Source organism: Picosynechococcus sp. PCC 7117, from assembly GCF_001693275.1.
In the GTDB taxonomy this organism is placed as follows: domain Bacteria; phylum Cyanobacteriota; class Cyanobacteriia; order Cyanobacteriales; family MRBY01; genus MRBY01.
Map to the genome: position 1 here is coordinate 2,857,882 of NZ_CP016477.1, position 13,912 is coordinate 2,871,793.

The 13,912-nt window shown below is 51.1% G+C and carries 13 protein-coding genes; 8 read left to right on the plus strand and 5 right to left on the minus strand.

Going from position 1 to position 13,912, the window contains the following annotated elements; all coding sequences use genetic code 11:
• The first annotated feature begins 51 nt into the window (after positions 1–51).
• On the plus strand, positions 52–1,239 hold the full coding sequence (locus AWQ22_RS13605) for a hypothetical protein (RefSeq protein ID WP_065711437.1): 1,188 nt from the start codon (positions 52–54) through the stop codon (positions 1,237–1,239).
• Positions 1,240–1,245: 6 nt separating this feature from the next.
• On the opposite strand, the gene AWQ22_RS13610 is transcribed toward AWQ22_RS13605, so the two are convergent.
• The 3 genes from AWQ22_RS13610 to infC form a co-directional block, all read right to left on the minus strand.
• Positions 1,246–1,929: a TIGR04283 family arsenosugar biosynthesis glycosyltransferase gene (locus tag AWQ22_RS13610; protein WP_065711438.1), complete on the minus strand. Its 684-nt coding sequence runs from the start codon at positions 1,927–1,929 to the stop codon at positions 1,246–1,248.
• Positions 1,930–1,934: 5 nt separating this feature from the next.
• A complete protein-coding gene (locus tag AWQ22_RS13615) occupies positions 1,935–3,923 on the minus strand; it encodes a serine/threonine phosphatase (protein ID WP_065711439.1) in 1,989 nt (662 codons plus the stop codon).
• 232 nt (positions 3,924–4,155) lie between these two features.
• On the minus strand, positions 4,156–4,692 hold the full coding sequence (gene infC / locus AWQ22_RS13620; protein WP_012308296.1) for a translation initiation factor IF-3: 537 nt from the start codon (positions 4,690–4,692) through the stop codon (positions 4,156–4,158).
• Between the two features lie 208 nt (positions 4,693–4,900).
• Here infC and AWQ22_RS13625 point away from each other — a divergent pair, with 208 nt between their 5' ends.
• From AWQ22_RS13625 to mnmA, 7 genes are all read left to right on the plus strand, one after another.
• Positions 4,901–5,809 carry an alpha/beta fold hydrolase gene (locus tag AWQ22_RS13625; RefSeq protein ID WP_065711736.1) on the plus strand — a complete coding sequence of 303 codons (909 nt, stop codon included), beginning with the start codon at positions 4,901–4,903 and terminating at the stop codon, positions 5,807–5,809.
• 53 nt (positions 5,810–5,862) lie between these two features.
• A complete protein-coding gene (gene ilvN / locus AWQ22_RS13630) occupies positions 5,863–6,381 on the plus strand; it encodes an acetolactate synthase small subunit (protein ID WP_012308298.1) in 519 nt (172 codons plus the stop codon).
• Between the two features lie 186 nt (positions 6,382–6,567).
• Positions 6,568–6,999 carry a YggT family protein gene (locus AWQ22_RS13635; RefSeq protein WP_065711440.1) on the plus strand — a complete coding sequence of 144 codons (432 nt, stop codon included), beginning with the start codon at positions 6,568–6,570 and terminating at the stop codon, positions 6,997–6,999.
• A 146-nt stretch (positions 7,000–7,145) separates the two neighbouring features.
• Positions 7,146–8,738, plus strand: coding sequence for a methionine--tRNA ligase (gene metG, locus AWQ22_RS13640; protein ID WP_065711441.1), 1,593 nt, complete (start codon positions 7,146–7,148; stop codon positions 8,736–8,738).
• 167 nt (positions 8,739–8,905) lie between these two features.
• Entirely contained in the window at positions 8,906–9,520 is a 615-nt protein-coding gene (locus AWQ22_RS13645) for an NYN domain-containing protein (protein ID WP_012308301.1), read from the plus strand.
• Between the two features lie 9 nt (positions 9,521–9,529).
• On the plus strand, positions 9,530–10,684 hold the full coding sequence (lptC, locus tag AWQ22_RS13650) for an LPS export ABC transporter periplasmic protein LptC (RefSeq protein ID WP_232321393.1): 1,155 nt from the start codon (positions 9,530–9,532) through the stop codon (positions 10,682–10,684).
• Between the two features lie 151 nt (positions 10,685–10,835).
• On the plus strand, positions 10,836–11,897 hold the full coding sequence (mnmA, locus tag AWQ22_RS13655) for a tRNA 2-thiouridine(34) synthase MnmA (RefSeq protein ID WP_065711443.1): 1,062 nt from the start codon (positions 10,836–10,838) through the stop codon (positions 11,895–11,897).
• Between the two features lie 17 nt (positions 11,898–11,914).
• On the opposite strand, the gene AWQ22_RS13660 is transcribed toward mnmA, so the two are convergent.
• A complete protein-coding gene (locus tag AWQ22_RS13660) occupies positions 11,915–12,928 on the minus strand; it encodes a VOC family protein (protein WP_065711444.1) in 1,014 nt (337 codons plus the stop codon).
• A 71-nt stretch (positions 12,929–12,999) separates the two neighbouring features.
• Entirely contained in the window at positions 13,000–13,875 is an 876-nt protein-coding gene (locus AWQ22_RS13665) for a hypothetical protein (protein WP_065711445.1), read from the minus strand.
• Positions 13,876–13,912: the final 37 nt, after the last annotated feature.

Here is a 13,912-nt window from a genome sequence, read left to right on the forward strand (position 1 = left end):
ATATTAATATTTCCGCCGTTAAAAAACTATTTTGTCTCCCCCGACGCTAATATGCCAGCCCCCTTGCCCATCACCATTGAGCCCTTTACTTGGTCTAATCTCGACTTGCAGCAGACCTTTCAGCTGATTGATCGCTATTTGCCCCTGAATCTTTGCCGTAATCACGAAATTCTACCCCTCACCCTCCAAGATCGCTGTCTCACCCTGGGCATTGTCGATCCCCAACGCTCAAGCGTCGCGGCCATCGTCAATAAACTGCTCAGTCGCGGCGGACTGCAACTCAAAGCCCAAAAGCTTGATCTCAAAACCTACCAGCTAATTCTGTCTTCTTACCTGAATTACCATCAAAGCAAGCAAAAATCTCCGCCCCAACCCAAAACGTCCCCAGTCCCTGGCCGAAAAAACGCCACCCCACCAATCTCAGAACGGGCGACTTTAGTCATGGAAAATGGACCACCACCCATGCCGTCGTCTGTTTCTAATGATGCGGATCAAGACACTGCCGTGTTTTCTGGGGAGACAACGGCTCTACAGATGCCGGTGAATAATGAACTGTCCGAATTTTTTCGACATGTGCCAGCGGTGGTGATTCCCAAGGGGCCAGTACAACTGCAAGCGTCACCGTCTGCTACGGCGAATGATGCAGGGGAATTGCAAATTTCACCGCAATATCTCAACACTCCCCTCGAAGAACTCAACCACTTATCCGCGTCGCAACTATACCAAGAACTGTTGGGCCGCATTTTAACGGAGGGCATTGGCCGCCTCTATTTTGAAAACCACGCCCGGGCAGGCCGCATTTTTCTCAGTGAAAGTGGTTTGATGAAAGGGTCATTGTCCGGTATTCCCCAGGAAACATTCCACGGCATCCTCGATGAATTTAAGCGCCTCGCTCACCTGCCCCCAGGGCCCATCGACCGACCGAAAAAAGTGGAAATGGAACAATACTATCAGGGTGAGCGAATTTTACTGCGGCTGCGGGTCATGCCGGGACAGTACGGTGAAGAGGGCACCTTGCAAGTCTTACGGGGTCAAGCACTGGCGTTTTATCAACAGCAGCAGATGGATGAACTTGGACAAGAGGCCATTGAAGCGGCCCAACGTCTAGAGCGGAAATTGCGCCATATTTATCTGCGGAGCCAAATTAATCCGGCTCCCCTTAATGCTTTGGATGAACTGTATGGTTTTTGCGATCGCCTCCGAGAACAACTTGATAATCTGAACAAGCCCCACCAATAACGATCTTCAATTACGGATTTGTTGACGATACCATTGACGGAGAATCTCTGGATCAATGCCGAGATGATAACCGAGGAGCATTTTTTGGTTAATCCAAGTGGTGCGCCACAGACCCAGTCGCTGCCATCTGCGAGCTGAAGTTTGTACAGGTTGGCTTGTCAGGCGAATCTTGCCCCGTTTTCTCAGCCGTTGCATTAGCTCATAGTCTTCCATAATGGGAATTTCGGCATAACCCCCCAGGGCTTCAAAATCCTGACGCCGCAAAAAAATGGCCTGGTCACCGTAGGGCAAAGCCAAAAGTTGCGATCGCCATTGGACTAACTTTTCTAAAGCACGAAATCGCCACCGAGAATCGGCAATTCCTAAAGGAAAGGCTCCAGCCACCACCTGGGAATCCGCCAAGGTCTCTGTCACAAGGGCAGCAAAGTCCTGGGGTAATTGGGTATCGCCATGGAGAAACAGAAAAATGTCTCCCTGGGCGATCGCCGCCCCTCGATTCATTTGTTGGCCGCGCCCCCCAGTGGTTTGACAAAGGGTCACCGGAAACTGACGCACTAGATCACAAGTCGGATCCTGACTGCCCCCATCCACAACAATAATTTCTAAAGGAGTAGGAACTTGGAGCAAGGATTGTAAACAAGGGACAATACCGGCTGCCTCATTTAAAACAGGCATAATCACTGAAATCATGATTTCTAAAAACTTGAGGCCCCAATATTAGGACGCACCCGTAACCGCACAAGCACCGCCGTAATGTTGTCATGACCATTGCGTTCATTAGCCAGGGCAATTAAGCGATGCACCCCTTCATCTAAATTGGCCCGGGCACTCAGGAGGGGGAGGAGCATTTCTTCCCAGGTCGTTTCAATTAAGTCATTGTCCGATAAGCCATCGGAACAGAGCAAAAACAGACTATCTTCGTTCACCTGGAAAAAATTAATATCCGGCTCCACAAAACTATTTTCCCGGGGGCCAATGGCCTGGGTCAGTTGGTAGGCATCGGGCCTCCCATAGGCAATCTCTGGGGTGACGCCCCGATGTAATTCCCGCTGACCCACCTCATGGTCAACGGTGAGTTGTTCGAGATTTCCTTTGCGGCTCACACGATAGATGCGACTGTCTCCCACATGGGCGATCGCCACCTGATTGTCTTGAACCAACATCAAAACTAAGGTCGTGCCCATGCGCCCGCTCCCAGAACGGGAATTTTTCAAGTTGATATTGTAAACCGCCTCATTGGTCTCCCAAATGGCCTGGCGGATCACGGCCTCATCCGGTAACTTGTCCTGCCAATGCTCCTGGAAAAAAGCCTGAATCGTTTCCACAGAAAGGGCACTGGCCACTTCCCCCGCCGCATGGCCGCCCATACCATCACAGACCACATAGAAGCCGCGCCCTTGAATTTGTCTCCCCAGGAGATTTTCCTGCTTTTCGATGCGGGTACGCATACCAAAATAGTCCTCGTTGTGATCCCGCTCTTGACCAATATCCGTGCAGCCTGCATCGTCTAAACTCACCAAATTCATCGGTAAGACTACCGTTGAGGCTTCCTCTTCCTCTGGGAAAGCCAAGGGTTCAAAGTCCCCCGAAGCAATGCTCCCTCCAGAATGTTCAATCTGGGGTGAGTCCTCGGCTTCTGATTCAGGATTAGCCGTTGCTGTTTCTCCGTCCGGGGTTTCTGCGAGATCTTCTGGGCCTAAATCAGCCGACAACAAAACATCATCCAGGGTGGTTAAATCCTCTGGCTGTAATTCGATGGCTTCTAACTCTCCCTCCACTTCCCCATAAAAATCATCGGTATCTTCTGGGGCGAGGGCACGGAGGGCTTTTTTTAGGCGGGAGACCGTATCCAAACCACCAATTTGGGCCGTTTCAGTCAGCTCATAGAGGGGTTGCCACGCTGGTTGGGTAGATAGGTGAAACAAATCTTGCCATAGTTGAGGCAGTCGCTGCAGTGCCGGGAGATGGTCTGGATCATCCTGGAGGAGTTGTCGCACCACGAGGCTTTGGTCTTCGTCGAGGTATAAATTTGTTGGTTCAAGGATAGTTTGGCAACATTGGAGGGGCACCAATTCTCGCCATAGCTGCACCATCTGAAAACACCATTGCAGCAGTTGTTCGTAGAGGGGGGTTTGTACTTGGCAGTAGGTTTTTAAGGGCGTGATGGGCTGTGGGCGTTGCTCAAACAGCAGCACTTGATATTCTGGCTGACGCCAAGCTTCCAGGAGTTTTGGCACCGCAGAAAAATCATCTTGCAGGCTGAGATACTGACGGGCGATCGCCGGAATTTCTTTATCTTGCCAGAGGTCGGGATCAGCGAGCTGGGCGGGATCGGTTATTTCTAACTCTTGGAGGGCAGTTTCTAAAATTGTTGGGGTTTCTGGGGTTGTATCGATCACCGCGAGCCAAGGAAATGTTTCGGCCCGTACCGTTGGGCGATCGCCCAGGCGATAACGACCAGCTTCATCAAGGGTTTCTCGTGCTTGGCAAGATGCCGCTTCACCGTCCAGGATCAAGGCTGTGAGAGGCCGACTGACCCACCCTTGGCAAGATTCACATTGCTCTTGCTGTAACCGTACGGGCGTTTCACAGTGGGGACAGGGCCTCGTCAGAGAGCTTCCACAATACTGACAGAAACGATTTTCTGGCGGGTTTTCTTGGGTACATTGGGGACAAACAACCATGGTCACAGGGGCCTTCTGGATGGGGGGGACCCGCGAAGCTTAACCTAAGCTTGTGGGGGAGAAACCTAAATTTGCAAACAGTCTGGGTGTTTTAGGAACTTTTGAGCAGCGACGGGCCATGGTTGGCTTTAACGTTATAGAAACAACATTGGGGAGTAGCCTTTGCCCGCAAGCACAACTGACTCCCCAGCGATAAATAGCTACATTTTCATGTTGGCCGCCTCAATCGCGCCTAGGTAGATTTTTTCGGGGCGAGAATCATCATCATGTTACGCCCTTCTCGTTTGGGTCGCTGTTGAATTTCACCGACTTCTTCGAGGTCTTTGGCCATGCGATCTAGCAGTTTTTGGGCGAGGTTGGAGTGTTGGATCTCCCGGCCCCGGAAGGTGATCGTTGCTTTGACTTTGTCGCCTGATTTGAGAAAGCGCTGGGCACTGTTTACCCGGACTTGGTAGTCATGTTCCTCAATTTTGTAACGCATTTTGACCTCTTTGAGATCCGCATTGTGCTGTTTCTTTTTGGCTTCTCGGGCGCGTTTTTCCTGCTCGAATTTGTACTTCCCGTAGTCCATAATCCGGCATACTGGCGGCTTGGCGGTTTCGCTGACGAGGACAAGATCGAGGTCTTCTTCTTCGGCGATCGCCAGGGCCTCGGCGGGGGTCATGATGCCAAGTTGTTCCCCGTCTCCACTGATGACTCTGATATTTGGAAAACGAATTCTTTCGTTAATTTTCGGGAGGTCACGTTTTACGCGTCTTTTATCTTTCACAGGCTATGCGTTGAATGTTGTTACGATTTGGTAGGTAGGTTTATTACAGTCAATAAAAAATTGAGAACTATGCCCATTTTACTCATTGGCGGACTTTTCGTTACGTCCTGGGGCAGATTTTAGGGACAATTTGTGATGATTTTTCAAGCGAGGATGCTCAATTTAAGTTATGGCGATCGCCCAACACCCTAGGGGAATAAATGCTGCAATGGCGCTTCAACCTTGGTCACAACGGATCGGGTCACAACGGTGCTGGATTTGGCGGGGCTGGCAGATTCGTTACAGTTTTTGGCGCACGGTTCCGGAAAACAGGGGGCGATCACCCCTTGTCCTCCTCCATGGATTTGGGGCGGCCCTGGAGCATTGGCGTCATTTAATGCCCTTGCTGGCCCAGGATCGCGATGTGTATGCTTTGGATTTATTAGGGTTTGGGGGTTCGCGGAAAGGCAGCGCAGAGTTTGGCGTCCCCCTCTGGACAGCGCAACTGAGCGACTTTTTAAACCTTGTGGTGCGGCGTCCGGTAATTTTGTTGGGCAATTCCCTTGGTTCTTTGGTCTGTGCCAACCTGGGCCAAGATCCGAAAAATCAGGTCGAGGCGATCGCCCTGATGAGTGTACCGGATGTCGCCCAACGCCAAGCGATGCTCCCAAAACCTCTGCGCCCGATTGTCAATGGTTTGGAGCGCAGTGCCATGCAACCCTGGCTCCTGAAACTCATCTTTCGGGTGGCGCGCCGTCCCTTTGTCCTGAAAAATTGGCTGAAATTAGCCTATCCTTCCTGGCCAAACATTGATGCCGAACTGTTAGCAATTGTGCAGGCCCCGACCCTGGATCAAGATGCTGCTCAAGCATTTGTTGCCCTGAGTCGCCGCGTTGGTCAGCCAGGTTTTGCGCCGCCCATGGCTGAGGTTTTTGCGAAAATGCCTTGTCCGATATTGCTGCTCTGGGGTGAACAGGATCGCTTTGTCCCCGTGGCGATCGCCCCCCAACTTGCCGCCGTTAATCCCCGGATCACTCTAAAAATTTTGCCCAGCCTTGGCCACTGCCCCCACGACGAAGCCCCGGCCCTCATCTATGAATTATTTTCCCAATGGCTAGAAGGTGCCAGCGAGCTATAGTAATATATCCCCTTGGTTTTAGTACGTAGCGCCGCCCCAATCCCCAGACCATGATGAAACACACCCTCTCAGTTCTTGTTGAAGACGAAGCCGGAGTCCTCACCCGCATTGCCGGACTCTTTGCCCGTCGTGGTTTTAACATCGAAAGCCTCGCCGTTGGCCCCGCCGAAAAAGAGGGTATTTCCCGGATTACCATGGTTGTTCCCTGCGACGAAAAAGAAATTGAACAGGTTTCTGCCCAACTCGACAAGCTCATCCACGTGCGGGAAGTGGACGATGTCACCGCCAAACCCTGTGTGGAACGGGAACTGATGTTGGTCAAGGTCAATGCCGATGCGAGCCAACGCTCCGAAGTGATGCAATTGGTACAGGTTTTCCGGGCGCGGATCGTCGATATTTCTGACAGAACCGTGACGGTGCAGGTGGTGGGTGACCCCGGCAAAATGGTCGCCATCCTTCAAATGCTCGAAAAATTCGGCATCATCGAAGTGGCGCGGACTGGAAAATTAGCCCTCGTCCGGGAATCTGGTGTAAACACAGAATATTTAAAATCTGCCGGTAGAAAGGCCTAATTTCCCCCATGAGTGCTAGGGACAGACAGTGCATTACAGCATTGATGAAACTGTCCTAACTCTTCTGAATTCCACAAAATTTTTCTTGATTTTCCTGGGACTGACTTGATGTTTCTTAACATCTAAGCCCGCCTTTGTGTGGCTAAGATCATGGGGTGACACATTTTGATCAGGGATAGTCTAGCTATGAATCAGTACCCCAACCCAAATCCTCAGCCTGAGGATGATGGCTCTGCGAATGAAGTCGCGAAACTGCGCCAAGAACAGCAAAAAGCGGATGCGATTCGGAAAAGGGTTTTGTTTAGGCGCATCGAAAATAGCATTTACATTCTCGTGGGTTTACTGGAAGTGCTCTTAGTCTTGCGGTTTTTCCTGCGGCTATCTGGCGCCAACCCAGAAAATACCTTTGCAAAATTTATCTATGCTCTTTCGGGGCCTTTTGTCTCGCCCTTTTCAACGCTGTTTATCAGCCCGGTAGAACGCACCGATGCAACCCTGGGCACGAATATTTTTGATGTCAATCTCCTTATTGCGATTGTGATCTACGCGCTGTTGGGCTTCCTTGCCAGTTGGATTGTTCGTTACATCTATCGGCAAGTTGCCCCGACAGATTTCTAGGGAGCGGTAAGCCTAAAAAAATTTTCATTGGGAGCCGGGCGAGAACCTTGTAAAATAGGGCGAATGTGCTTGCTGTCTTGCCCTTGGTTTGACACAGTAGCGACAAAAAGTTTGTATTGAATCTATTCCTAGGCGATCGCCCCTGTATGACTTCTCCCGTTCGTTTTGCCCTGACAACTCCCCTCTATTACGTCAATGACGTGCCCCACATTGGCAGTGCCTACACAACGATGGTGGCCGATGCGATCGCCCGTTTCCATCGCCTTAAGGGGGATGACGTGCTCTTTATTACAGGCACCGACGAACATGGCCAAAAAATCCAGCGCACCGCCCAGGAAAAAGGCGTTGATCCCCAGGTACACTGCGACGAAATCATCGGTAGCTTCAAGGATCTCTGGCAGCACTACAACATCCAATACGACCGCTTTAGCCGCACCACCGCCCCTAACCACGCGAAAATTGTCGCCGAATTTTTCCAGCGGGTCTGGGACAACGGCGATATCTACCTCGCCCAACAACAGGGCTGGTATTGCGTCGCCTGCGAAGAATTTAAAGAAGAAAAAGACCTGATCGAAGACCACCACTGCGCGATCCACACCAACAAACAGGCCGAGTGGCGGGACGAAGAAAACTACTTTTTCCGTCTGTCTAAATATCAAGTCCAACTCGAAACCCTCTACCAGGAAAATCCCGACTTCATCCAGCCCGCCAGCCGTCGCAACGAAGTGATCAACTTTGTGAAACAGGGATTGCAGGATTTTTCAATTTCCCGCGTCAATCTCGACTGGGGTTTCCCGGTACCCACCGACGAGAACCACACGATCTATGTTTGGTTTGATGCGCTGTTGGGTTATGTTACGGCTCTGCTAGAAGACGGGGAGGAAGTCAGCCTCGAAAATGCCCTAAAAAAATGGTGGCCCATCAACCTTCATTTAATTGGTAAAGATATTCTGCGCTTCCATGCGGTCTACTGGCCAGCGATGCTCATGTCGGCAAACCTGCCCCTGCCTGATAAAGTATTTGGCCACGGCTTTCTCACCAAAAATGGCCTCAAGATGGGTAAAAGCCTCGGCAATACCATCGACCCCATCGCCTTGGTCAATCAATATGGTGCCGATGCCCTGCGTTACTACTTCCTCAAAGAAGTGGAACTGGGGAAAGATGGTGATTTTAACGAAACTCGCTTCGTGAATGTGGTCAATGCTGACCTGGCCAATGACCTGGGGAATTTGCTAAACCGCACCCTAGGCATGCTGAAAAAATACTGCAAAAGCGAAATTCCGTCCCTAGATCTGGCTGCCATTGCCGCCGACCACCCCCTCAAAGCCCTGGGGGAAACCCTTGGCGATCGCACCTGTGCCGCCTACGACAACCTCAACTTTACTGCCGCCTGTCAGCAGGTATTAGCACTCATCCAAGCCAGCAACAAATACATCGATGACCGCGCCCCCTGGGCCTTATTTAAAGCGGGAGAACAAGCCCAAGTCGAAGAGATTCTCTTGACGATCCTAGAGTCAGTGCGTCTGGCGGCCTATTTACTGTCTCCAGTGATCCCCAATCTCAGCAATCAAATTTATCGTCAATTAGGTTTCCCTGGCGACTTCAATCGCCCTGAAGACCTTGTTAATCTGGCTCCCTTTGCCAGCCATAGCCGCTGGGGTCTGCCTTGGTCTGAACGAACCCTAACGAAAGCCCAGCCTATCTTTGCCCGCCTTGAAGTCCCTGAAGCCTCTGCTTAAGCGCAGCCCCAAAACCGAGGGAATGATAAAAGTTTTGACGAAGTTCCAGCTTTCTCAGTAAGCTTAGTTATTGGGTTTCCCTTTTTTACAATGGGGCATCTATTTTTTTATAAAAACTGTTTCATAAATATTTTCGTTTTAATAAAATCTCAAGAGGCATAATCACAATGCTGGATCACTTTGGTAGCGATCCGGTTTTCTCGCCTGAACAGGTACTTGAAAATCGAGGTCGTGTTGCGATCTTTATCGATGGTTCTAATCTATTCTATGCAGCGCTGCAATTAGGCATCGAAATCGACTACAGCAAACTTCTTTATCGTTTAACGGGCGGGTCACGGCTACTGCGGTCTTTTTTCTATACAGGGGTTGACCGGGCTAACGAAAAACAGCAAGGCTTTTTGTTGTGGATGCGCCGCAATGGTTATCGGGTCATCGCCAAGGATTTGGTGCAACTGCCGGATGGTTCGAAAAAAGCCAATTTGGACGTGGAAATTGCAGTGGATATGATGGCCCTCGTGGGCTCCTATGATACGGCGGTGCTCGTCAGTGGTGACGGGGATCTGGCCTATGCGGTGGATGCGGTCAGCTATCGGGGAGCACGGGTTGAGGTGGTTAGCCTGCGATCGATGACTAGCGATAGTTTGATTAATGTGGCAGACCGTTACATTGACCTAGAGCAAATCCAGACGGATATCCAAAAGCTCCATCGGGGCCAGTTTTCGGAACCGAGGCTGATGGAAGATCGTGGTGGTGGCACAATTGAGTTACCCAGTCATGAGTAAGTAAATGTGATGGTGCGTTTGTGTCGATGGAAATGGGGGCGATCGCCAAAAATCTTCGCCTTAGCACTACTCCTGATGGGGAATCTTGGGGGAATAACGGCCTGTCGCAATAGCCCGCCAGCGGCGGAAACAGAACCCCAAAGCCAAAATTCTGAAAATCGCCTCATTGTCGAAGATGCCCTCCTCGAACAATCCGATGCCGAGGGAAATATTCTCTGGAAAATCCAGGCCGAAGAAGCCATCTATAGCCAAGACCGCAAAGCCGCCACCCTCACCAAGCTCGTGGGGAACCTCTACCAAGATGGGGAAGTGATCCTCAGTCTCCAAGCGAACAAGGGCCAGGTGATTAACGATGGCGATCGCATTATCCTCGAATCAGGGGTTTTAGTCACAGATAATCGTCAGGGGGCCGTCTTTGAAACCGAGAAAGCCGAGTGGGAACCCGCCAATTTCATCCTCCAGATCACCACGGGTCTCCAAGCCAAATATCCCAACGGCACACTCAGCGCCAAACAGGGCAAATATTTCATCGACCGCCAGGATTTAGAACTCGCCGATACCGTCGAAGTGGTCATTGTGGAGCCCCCCTTGCAACTCCAAGGCAGCAAGCTCAATTGGCTCGTGGCTGAAGATAAAATTACCGCCGCCGAGGGCCTCACTGTCCAGCGTTACACCGCAGAAACGATCACCGATCGCCTCCGGGCAGATCAAGGTGAAGCCCAACTCAAAGCCCAGAAAATTATTGTCAGTGGCAATGTCTTGTTAAATAGCCTTGACCCAGAGATTCAGTTTGCCAGCGGAGCCGCCACCTGGGATATCCAAGCGGGTATCATTACAGGCCAAGATTCTGTACAACTCACCCAAACCGCCGAACGAGTCCAATTTCGAGGCAACCAAGGACGCTACAATCTCAAGACCCAACAGGCACAATTGAGCGGTGCGGTCAGGGGAACGAGCGAAGATCCCCCCACCTCCCTCAAGGCCAACCAAGTGGATTGGAATCTCACCGCCGAAGAAGTGGTGGCCGTGGGCAATGTGGTTTATGAACAGACTAACCCCCGGGTCAAACTCAATGGCGATCGCGCCGTGGGTAAATTCAAACAAAATCAATTGGTTGTGACAGGGTCAGCCCAAAAACCAGTCACCACGGAAGTCATCCCCTAAGTGATCAACAAGTTCAGCACATCCTTAGGGAGCGACACAGCCCAGCAGCGAGGGGATACCAGTACAATGGTAAATCGCTAGGTACATCAGGCAGTGCATTTATCTAGTTGTAGGCAATTCACCAAAAAAGATATTGAGATCAGATAAGGCCATGGGTAAAGTTGCAGTTGGGTTATCAGGGGGCGTAGACAGTTCCGTCACCGCAGGGATTCTCCATCGCCAGGGCTATACCGTCGAAGGGGTGACCCTCTGGCTGATGAAAGGCAAAGGTCAATGTTGCTCGGAGGGGATGGTCGATGCGGCAGATATTTGTGAGCAATTGGGCATTCCCCACCACATCGTGGATAGCCGTGATTTGTTTCAGAAATACATTGTTGATTATGTTGTGTCTGGGTATGAAGCGGGAGTGACACCTTTACCCTGCTCACAGTGCAATCGGATGGTGAAATTTGGGCCAATGTTGCAATGGGCCAAGGCAGAGCTGGGCATTGATCAGATTGCGACGGGCCACTATGCCAGAATTCGTTACAACGACCAAACCGGACGCTATGAACTGTTGCGGGCGGTGGATCGCCATAAGGATCAATCCTATTTTCTCTATGATCTCACCCAGGAAATGCTGGCGGGGACGCTGTTTCCTTTGGGGGAAATGACCAAGGGCGAAACCCGGCAAATTGCAGCGGAAATGCAGCTTTCGACGGCGAAAAAACCAGAAAGCCAAGACCTCTGCCTCATTGAAGCCCATGGTTCGATGAAAACCTTTTTAGATAAATACATCGAACAGCGGGAAGGAGAAATCGTCGATCTCGACGGGAAAGTGCTGGGGCACCATACAGGCATCCATCATTACACCATCGGCCAACGAAAGGGCTTGGGCATTGCCGCCCCGGAACCCCTCTATGTGGTGAAGCTAGATAATGTGATGAATCGGGTGGTGGTGAGTACCCGCGATCGCGCTGGTCGGTCTGAATGTACGGTACAGCGCATGAATTGGTTGGCGCTCCCAGGCATTACAAGCCCCATCCGCGCAGAGGTGCAGGTGCGTTATCGCAGTGGTGCGGTGCCTGTGACAGTGATTCCGCTAGAAGGCGATCGCCTTAGACTCGTTTTCGAAGAACCCCAATTTGGCATTACCCCTGGCCAAGCGGCTGTGCTCTATGACGGCGATCGGGTGCTGGGGGGCGGCATTATCGAACATCCCGAAGCGGCTTAGTTCTATTTGCCGGACATTTAGGGGCGGGGGGAAACCAGCCGTTGCCGTTGGGCCTGTTCAATGGCTTCAAATAACGCTTGAAAATTCCCTTCGCCAAAGCCCTGGGCCTGTTGTTTGCGTTCGATAAATTCCCAGAAAAATGTCGGCTCTTTAAAAATAGGCTGGGTGAAAATTTGTAGGAGCATTTCCTTGGGCGATCGCACCACATCCACGAGGATTTTTTCCTGTTGAATTTGGGGCCAATGGGGTAATGTTTCTAGGTGGGGATAGCGATCACAGAGATTCTTGTAATAGGTGGCCGGAACGTCGAGAAATGCCATATTTGTCCGGCGAAAGTGCCCGATTTGCTCCGGTAAGTTTTTGTATTTCAGGGCAATATGTTGAATCCCAGCACCACGATTAAACTCGATAAATTCTTGGATTTGGGAACGCTGTGCCGTTTCCGGATTTTCACAGCAGTCTCCCGGTTGATTAATGGGTAGTTGAATTCCGCTGGGATGGGAAAGAACCTGGGAAGCGAGACCGGAATAATTGGTTTTGATCGTAAAAGTTTGCTGACGGTTAAACCCAAACTTATCTTCGTACCATTGCACCGTTTCTTGGAGTTTTCCTACTGGTACATTGAGCACTAAATGATCGATTTGGGTATTCGTTCTAGGAACTGTATCTCGATAAATAAGGGTGTGTTGAAACCCGACATTATTGCGTAGTAAAGTAACAGATTGATCGGTATTTTTTGGCTGAAAAAAAGCTTTTTGGTCAATATAAAAGGCAACATCCGCAACACCACAGGGATGATGGGTTAAATACTGGGCGACGGTATCGGCAGGGGTTTGGGGCGCCGAGAGCATCAGGGTTAACTCTGGGCGACTGAGTTGGATGGTGTTTTGAGGTAAAAACGAAAATGTTGCTTGGGGGGCGGTGATGTTGAGTTGAAATTTTGTTTGAAACCAGGTCTGCCAATAATCCAGATCGTCTACATAGAAATGGACATAGGCGATCGCCAAATTCGGGGGGCTCTGGTTTGCCATGTGTCGGGAAAGATAAACAACAGCTCCTATTCAACTTAGCGTACTTTCTCAGGATTGACCGATGGCTTGGGTTATTGCTGGGAGCGTTCGAGAAAGTCTCGGTTGAGCTGGGCTGCTTTTTTGCCACAGAGGTAACTGGCGATCGCCAAGGGCAGCCAAATCACTGTCAGCAGCCGACCAAAGCGTTCCCCAGTGCGGCGAATGTCTGCTTCGGTGCCGAGGGCAATTTTTAAGCGACCTCCCAGTGGATCAACCAATTGTTGATCCCGCAGGGCCGCCACCACCGTGACTGTTTGGCCGTGGGGCAGGACGCGACGATCTAAATCCGTCGTAATGTAATCAAGTCTGCCCCAATCTGCGGCGGTGAGAGGGAAGGTTTGATCGGCATAGGTAATGGCTTTGGGTTTACTTAAGCGGGCCGATTCTCCGGTGCGTTCGATCTTGGGACGCTGGTCAGGCTCTGGTTGCGCCGCCGGGAGGGGAAATTGCTCCAGGGCGATCGCCAAGGGAATGCTGGTCTCCCCATCACTCAAAAAAACCTGCTCAACGGCGGCTTCCCAAGTAAACAGCACCTTTTGAATTGTGTCTTCGGCAGTGCTGGGGCCATTGCGGGCGACCAGTTCAATTTTGCCCTGAATGATCTGTAGGGCGGGATCATCGGGCAGCGTTGGGGGATTGTCCGCCACAAGATAGCCTTCGAGCTTAATGAGATCGCGATTCGTCGTTGCTTCACTGGCGGCCTGTACCGAAAGCGACTCCACCTGGGCAAGTTCCTGGGATGTTTTGAGAGCTTGGCCCGTTAGCCCCATCAACAAAGAGATCACCGCTAAACCACCACTGGCGATCGCCCCCAGCACGAGGAATTCAAATTTGGCATATTCATTTTCACTGACATTGCGCGGTGCGTCCTTCCACCAACTCCAGCGCATCCGTCGTTTTGGGCTCATGGCTTTTCGGGGCGGGTTACAACGAAAAATTTGTCAC